This window comes from Phycisphaerae bacterium (genome assembly GCA_012729815.1).
In the GTDB taxonomy this organism is placed as follows: domain Bacteria; phylum Planctomycetota; class Phycisphaerae; order JAAYCJ01; family JAAYCJ01; genus JAAYCJ01.
Genome location: JAAYCJ010000191.1, coordinates 20,711 through 27,626 on the forward strand (window position 1 = coordinate 20,711; position 6,916 = coordinate 27,626).

A 6,916-nucleotide genomic window follows, 5' to 3' on the forward strand; every position below is an offset into this window, starting at 1 on the left:
TTCACCCGCCATTCGTGGCGTCAAAGACGGTCGCCCGCCTTCATTTACGGCGATAACCCAACCGGCACGTCCCGGTACTCAAACTCCCCATCCCACACCTCAATAATGTCCGGCGTCTGCCGTGCCGCTTCAGGTTTCGGCCGCAGGATCAAGTCAATCCGCGTCACCTTCAGCCCATCATGGTTCTGCAGATGCAGCATGTGTACCATCCCATCCGCGGTGTGTAACTGACTCGCCTGGGCCACGGTGCCCATGGAGTGTTCCTTGCCGTCGATCCGGGCGAAAACCTCGAACGCCACGTTGACCGGCAGCCGCCAGAACGTGAGATTTCCCCGAAGTACCTGCTGCTCTCCCCATTTCTCGTAGCAGAAGTGATGCGGCTCGATGCAACTCCTGATCCGCTCCTTCAGCGAATCGTCCTTGATCAGCCGGATTGGGTCGCTCTGCCCCTCCGGCAGAACTTCAAACTCCTGCTCCAGTGTGACCTTCTCTTCGTGCAACAACTCGCTTGCCACCGGATTACCTTCATGACCTCGATACATGCCAAAGTGGAAAGGCACGCTCAGCCGATGAATTCCCGGCTCCAGCGAAGACAGGGTCTGGATCGGGAGTGTGTCTTTCATGCCGCCACTCAGGCCGGAGGATTGGACTGGGCGAGGAGGCTCATGATTGACCGCTGTTCCGTCGATTGCGTACGGACCGGTGCGGACTAGCCGCCACCAAGACTGGTCAATCCGTGGAGCGTTGACGCCACCGCAGACGCTCAGCGGCAGCGATTCGCCTTGCGCGATCCGTGGGCGCACCTTCAATTCAAGGCGTCCGAGGATCTCAAACAGCCTCGCTCGCTCCTCAGCGGTCAGACTTGCCAGACGTTCCGGCCGCAGCAGGTGATCTGCCGCCATTCGGACCACGTGTGGATCATCGCTGGTTATATCCAGCAGAACTGCGGCTGCGGGCAGGTACGAGTAGAGATAGGCACGCTGGATTGTCAGCAGCACAAAGGTCAAGACTCCCATTACCCCGACTGCCAACACCAAGCCGGCCATCAGCCACCCCCGAAACGGCCGCCTCGGTTCGGCTGGCGAGCGCTCCTTCGACTCCCGTCGGAGGACCGCCAGAATGAGCACGACTCCCCCCGCGACAACCGCCGCCAACACAAACAGCCTGAGCAACTGTCCCGCGCTCGTGATCGGTATTTCAGTCATCGCCTTCTCCTTGTCGCCGCATGTTTGTCGTCAGCTTTTGCTCACGGCCCAACCGGTACGTCCCGATACTCCAACTCGCCGTCCCAGATCTCATACAGATCGGTCGTCCATCGAGCCGCGTCGAGGCTGGATCGAAGGATGATATCCAACCGATCGACCTTCGGCCCCTGGTAGAGCGTTTGATCGTCGCTGACGCGATAGTCGCCCTTGGCGGCCCGCACCGAACCCAGCCGATACTCCTGCCCGTCGATCCGCGCGAAAACCTCAAATGCCACGTCGACCGGCGGCGCCTGCAGAAGGATCATCCCGCCCAGCCGGCTCGGAGAAACTTCAAATCGGAAATCCTTCACCTGGATGGCCGCCCTGACCGCTGCTTCAAGCGACGGGTCCGCGATCAGCCGCTCCAACGGTTCGCCGTCCTCCGGCAGAACCTCGAACGGTTCGGCAACCACGATCTCACGCGAATGGAGCTTTCGGCTCTTGCGTTCATCGAGATCGGCCCCCGCGAACAGGCTCAGTTTCAGCCGCACCGAAACCCGGTGTCGTCCCGCCGGCAGAGGAGGGAGCACGCCGCCCAGAGACCCGGACGCGCCGGCAGTGCCGCTCAAACTGCCGCCGCCTGAGCGTGGAATTTCCTTGCCGTCAATCAGCGTCTCCCGCTTCTCGATCCGCGCCCAGAACTTCATGCTGACAGACACGGCACGCACCGCCACACTGTACGCCGTCTGATCTCCCGCCCGCACTCGCCGCACCGTCAGGTCCAGATCATGCAACGCCCCGAGCAGCCGATCTGCCAGCGACGGCTCGAGTTCGCCAACTTCCAGCCGGGCCAGCAGTTCATCCGCCGCCCGTCGACGCATGTCCGGGTTGCCCGTCTCCACGTCCTGGACCAGCATCGGCGACGGCATCCACGGATACGCGTGCATCCGGTACGGACCGAGGACCAGAAACGTCAATCCGCCCACCACGCCCACCGCCACCACCAACCCCGCAAACAACCACGGCCGAAGCGACCGCTTGGCCTCGGCTGGCGCCTCGTCCTTCGGCCCGCGTCCGCGCAGACCAACGACGAGCACAGCCGCGCCCACAACAATCGCCGTTAGCACAACCAGCGCTATTAAGCTCATTCCATCTTGCTCCTTTGTTCAGTGGGATTTAATGCTGTTCACGGAACTCCGGCAACTGCCTTGATTATCTTCATTCATACTACCGTCTCTGCGCCGCCGGACCATTCACTCATCCTGTAATTTCCGATCCGGCGAAAAAGCTCAAGCATTATCACTAGAATTTCCGAGTTGGAAAAAGCGGGACATAACTTGACCCTTAGCTGGGGGACACGGAGCCACGTTGGCCCATGAGTGACCAACCGCCTGCACCCAACAACCAGCGACAGCGATTCCGCCTGCGCCACCCGTCCGAGGTCCGGCCGAAGCTCGTCATCGACGAGCAGACCTACGACGTCCTGGACGTCTCCGAGGGCGGCCTCAAGTTCTTCGCCAACGAACTGCCGCCCGGCATCCAGAACGGACGGGTCGACGGCCAGATGGTCTTCCGCGACGGCGAATCCATCCCCGTCAAGGGCCGCGTCGTTCGCTACGAGATCGCCGTCCAGTTCGAAGAGGGTGTGCCCTACAAGAAGATCGTCAGCGAACAGATCGGGATCTTCAAGCACTTCCCGAATTTCGGCCACCAGTAGCCGATCGGCGTCAGGGCCTGCCAAGTCGAACCGGACCCAGCGGTGTCTACCACCGTAAGTCCACTCCCGCATGAGGGGCTGGTGCGGTATCCCTCCGGCAACAAAAAAGGTGGGCCCGATGGCCCACCTTCATACACTCACACCGTAATCGATCAGGCGATTACCAGGAAATCGCGTACTGGATCTTGCCGGCCAGATTGGGCGTTTCTCCAGCCCCGTCCAGCCCCACGTCGACGGCCGCCTTGATCGCCTGCCGCTCGCCGATCTCCCGGATCACACCGGCCTCCAGAATGTTCATGTTCGAGTTGCCATCGTACTCGCTGCTGCGATGGAGGTAGTTCAGCACCGCCACCGTCTCCTCGTCGATCAGGTAGTCGAAGCCCGGCCCGGCTCCCCACTGGAAGTCCCGACGGTCCGCCCCGTTGTCCCAATCGCCGAACCACCAGCCGGACATCGACCCGTTGTCGATCCGGCCGCCAACCCCATCGCCGCGCTGACCGTTGGCCGTCATCACGAACCCGCCGAAGTGGGCTCGGATGCGCCGGGTGATCGTCTTGGTCAGGTTCGCATAGAACGTCCCGTCCACTCCCGACGAGCCCTCTCCGGAAGGAATGCGCATCTCAGCCCATCCCGCCACGGCTGGCAGGTCGTCGGTCTCGTCCAGAACGCGATAGAAGACCGCGAGGTTCAGATCGCCGTTGCCGATATCGCCGCCGTCTCCGATGTAGATCGGAAGCAGACCCAGCGACACGAACAGGTCCTCCGTGATCCCGTACAAGACCGTCGGCTCGACGTAGACGTCGTCGTCCGGGCCGCCCGAGCGGGTCAGCCAGCCGCCTTCGACCTGGAACTCCCATTCCTGCAGGGTCACATCCGGATTGGCCTCGCGGATGTTGAAGAAGTCATCCACCCCCCGGAACGCATACTCAAGGGGCTCACCGGCTTCCAGGGCCTCCTCATCGACTTCCACCGGTTCCTGAACCTGAGCCTGGGCAAGCACGGACGCGGCCAACACAACGACAGAAACTCTCAGAAGCGAACGGACCCACATCACGTTCATCATGATCCCCTTTCACGAAACGTAGCCCTAAATTCCGGGCGCTGGTCGCCCCCACCGTTCTTGAGCAGACAAAATACCCGCGGAAACCCAGACGGTCAAGAGTTATTTCTGAAATCCCAGCAGAACAGCAGAACCGGTTGGGATGAGGTCAGCCTGCCTGGACCGGCAAAAGACCCGCCAGATGCCTCTCTTCGGTCTGCCGATCCGCCAGATCCAGACGGTCCACACTGACCTGCCGGGCCCACTGGGCCAGTTCCGGCGGCGTCGCACGCCCGCAGACCCGGCACGCCAACACGGGGAGCTTCTGACCGCGGGCCCGCCGCAGATCCAACAAGTCCTTGGCGGCGTTGAGGTTGCGTGTGTTGCCGACCCCCTCGGCCAGCCCCGCCGGGTAGAACCGGATCTCGTGGATCGGCGAGTTCAGGAGCTTGTCGATCATGGCCGTGCTCGCCAGGTCGCTGCCGTCGGTGGCCAGGACGATCTGCCAGCGGTACGGTTTTGCCGTGATCGGGCCAAGCTGGTCGAGCAGGCTGGTCCGCATCAGCATCCCGCCGAATGAGATGATGTACAGCGTGACCGCCTTGCCGGACCACCGGGCCAGGGATTTCCGTAGAAACTCCTGGAAATCCCAGCCGGACAGCGGCTCGGGTGCCGTGGCGTAAGGGTCTTGAAGATCGCTGAGATGCACGAAAATCTCACTCGGCGCGGGCGGACTGCTCAGGCGGCTGCCGTTGAGGCCCGGATGCCAAACCTGCTCGCCGGTCGGCTGAATCACCAAGCGGTAGTCCGGGGCCGGGGGCTGGCGGCGTTGGGCGGTGATGGATCGCTGCGCATCGAGGCTTGCTTCGTCGCTGGGACTCAAGACGCTACTCCGACAGGAAGTTCTTCATCAGTTTCCAGCCGGGCGTCACGTGCAGTCCCGTCGCCCGGGCATGGTCTTCATCGAATGCCGGGCACGCCGGGCCGCTGACGTTGGTCCCGGCGATCACGAATGGCACCGGCTCAGCGGTGTGCGAGCGGACGGCGATCGGCGTCGGATGATCCGGCAGGACCATGATCCGCCCGTCGCCCAGTGATTCGATCTTCTTGGCTACCGGAACGATGATCCGCTGGTCGATCTGCTCGATCGCGAACTTCTTGGCCTCCAGGTCGGCGTTGTGGCCCGCCTCGTCCGGGGCCTCGACGTGCACGACGACCATGTCGACCCGGTCGAGGGCCTCGCACGCGGCTTGGGCCTTGCCGTCATAGTTGGTGTCGATATAGCCGGTGGCGCCCGGTACGTTGATGACTTCAAAGCCGATCAGCGTGCCCAGGCCGCGCACCAGATCCACCGCGGTGATCACCGCGCCGGTCGGACCGTAGACGCTGCGGAACGGCTTGAGCGTGGGCTTTTGCCCCTGGCCCCACAGCCAGATGCTCGACGCCGGCTTTTCGCCCCTGTCCATGCGGGCCTTGTTGACCGGATGGCCGGCCAACAGCGGCACCGACAGGGCCATTAATTCCTTAACCCATTCGGCCCCTTCGCCTTCCGGCAGATGGCCTTTGACTTCCTGGCCGATGATATCGTGCGGCGGCGTGGTCTCCAGCCCTTCGAAATCGTCGGCCGGCGCGGTAACCATCACGTGGCGGTACGAAACGCCTGGGTGGAACTGCACGCCGCTGGCGCCCAGCCCATCGTTGAGGGCGGCGATCAACTCGCGGGCCTCGTCGGTGCGGATGTGTCCGGCTGAGAAATCCTCCATTACCCCGTCGGTGATTGTCACCAGGTTGCAGCGGAAGACGATCTGCCGCGACTGAATGTCGATCCCCATCGCCGCGGCTTCGATCGGAGCCCGGCCGGTGTAGTTCGCCTGCGGATCGTATCCGAGCACCGACATGATCGCCACGTCCGAGCCCGGCGTCAGCCCCGCCGGAACGGTCTGAACCGTGCCCACCCGTCCGGACCGGGCAAGGCGATCCAGATTCGGAATCTCCGCCGCCTGCAGGACCGTCCGGTTCTCCAGCCGCTCGATCGGGCGATCCGCAGCCCCGTCGGGAATGATCAGCGCGTATTTCATCAGGTCTTTGCCCATTCGGGATACTCGTCCACCACGCGGATGCACACCGGCCGCTTCGCGCAGAAGTCGAGTTTGGCGATCTCGTTGATGGCCTGGCGGATGTTGCCTTCCTTGGCTTGGTGAGTCAGTACCACCACCGGCACGATCGGCTGGCCGCGCAGCTCGCCCACCTGTCCCTCCCGCTGCTGAACGGCGGAGATGCTGATCTCGTGCCGCCCGAACACCTCGGTGAACCGGGCCAGGACGCCGGGCTTGTCCATCACCATCAGCCGCAGGTAGTAGCGGCTGGTGATCTGCTCGATCGGCTTGATCGTCGCCGGCGCCGTCATGTCCGGCAGGACGCAGAGCCGCTCGAACGTCTGCGGTCCGTTGCCCATCGCGATATCGATCACATCCGACAGCACCGCCGAGGCGGTCGGCATCCGCCCGGCCCCGCGACCGTAGAACATCGTGTGGCCCACCGCGTTGCCGTAGACGCTGACCGCATTGAACGGCCCGGACACCCACGCCAGCGGATCGCTATTGGGAATGAACGCCGGGTGCACCCGCACCGAGATCCCGCCGTCCTCCTTGACCGCGATCGCCAACAGCTTCATGACGTAACCCAACGCCTCAGCCGTGTTCAGGTCCGCCAGGTCGATCTTGTCGATCCCTTCGATGCTGATCGCGCTGAGGTCCACAGCCTGGCCGAACGCCAGCGAACTGAGGATCGCCAGCTTGTGTGCCGAATCCGTCCCGTTCACGTCGAGCGTGGGATCCGCCTCCGCGAAGCCCGCCGCCTGGGCCTCCTTGAGGGCCTGGGCGTATGACTTCTTCTCCCGCGTCATCGCCGAGAGGATGTAGTTGCAGGTGCCGTTGACGATCCCGTAGAGGGCATTGATCTGGTTGGCCGCCAAGC

Annotated in this window: 7 protein-coding genes; 1 reads left to right on the forward strand and 6 read right to left on the reverse strand. The window is 63.3% G+C overall.

The genetic code is table 11. From position 1 onward, the window contains the following. Positions 1-44: 44 nt before the first annotated feature. The gene (locus tag GXY33_12875) at positions 45-1,205 is read right to left on the reverse strand and encodes a hypothetical protein (protein ID NLX06025.1); all 1,161 of its coding nucleotides are present in this window, start codon (positions 1,203-1,205) and stop codon (positions 45-47) included. A gap of 41 nt (positions 1,206-1,246) precedes the next feature. Beyond that, positions 1,247-2,332, reverse strand: coding sequence for a hypothetical protein (locus tag GXY33_12880; GenBank protein ID NLX06026.1), 1,086 nt, complete (start codon positions 2,330-2,332; stop codon positions 1,247-1,249). A 227-nt stretch (positions 2,333-2,559) separates the two neighbouring features. Between GXY33_12880 and GXY33_12885 the strand changes: the two genes are divergently transcribed. Then, on the forward strand, positions 2,560-2,901 hold the full coding sequence (locus tag GXY33_12885; GenBank protein ID NLX06027.1) for a PilZ domain-containing protein: 342 nt from the start codon (positions 2,560-2,562) through the stop codon (positions 2,899-2,901). Positions 2,902-3,061: 160 nt separating this feature from the next. Here GXY33_12885 and GXY33_12890 read toward each other — a convergent pair whose 3' ends face one another. The 4 genes from GXY33_12890 to GXY33_12905 all read right to left on the reverse strand — a co-directional run. Beyond that, the gene (locus GXY33_12890) at positions 3,062-3,961 is read right to left on the reverse strand and encodes a hypothetical protein (protein NLX06028.1); all 900 of its coding nucleotides are present in this window, start codon (positions 3,959-3,961) and stop codon (positions 3,062-3,064) included. A 148-nt stretch (positions 3,962-4,109) separates the two neighbouring features. Then, positions 4,110-4,823, reverse strand: a complete 714-nt coding sequence (locus tag GXY33_12895) for a hypothetical protein (GenBank protein ID NLX06029.1) — start codon at positions 4,821-4,823, stop codon at positions 4,110-4,112. Positions 4,824-4,827: 4 nt separating this feature from the next. Next, positions 4,828-6,018, reverse strand: coding sequence for a cofactor-independent phosphoglycerate mutase (locus GXY33_12900; protein ID NLX06030.1), 1,191 nt, complete (start codon positions 6,016-6,018; stop codon positions 4,828-4,830). After that, positions 6,018-6,916: homoserine dehydrogenase (locus GXY33_12905; GenBank protein NLX06031.1), on the reverse strand; the 899-nt coding region annotated here is incomplete at its 5' end. The genes GXY33_12905 and GXY33_12900, both read right to left, overlap by 1 nt.

What these genes read in the sequence shown, in the direction of transcription:
- GXY33_12875 (NLX06025.1), bottom strand. Translation starts at nt 1,205, where the DNA reads ATGACTGAAATACCGATCACGAGCGCGGGACAGTTGCTCAGGCTGTTT.
- GXY33_12880 (NLX06026.1), bottom strand. Translation starts at nt 2,332, where the DNA reads ATGAGCTTAATAGCGCTGGTTGTGCTAACGGCGATTGTTGTGGGCGCG.
- GXY33_12885 (NLX06027.1), top strand. Translation starts at nt 2,560, where the DNA reads ATGAGTGACCAACCGCCTGCACCCAACAACCAGCGACAGCGATTCCGC.
- GXY33_12890 (NLX06028.1), bottom strand. Translation starts at nt 3,961, where the DNA reads ATGAACGTGATGTGGGTCCGTTCGCTTCTGAGAGTTTCTGTCGTTGTG.
- GXY33_12900 (NLX06030.1), bottom strand. Translation starts at nt 6,018, where the DNA reads ATGAAATACGCGCTGATCATTCCCGACGGGGCTGCGGATCGCCCGATC.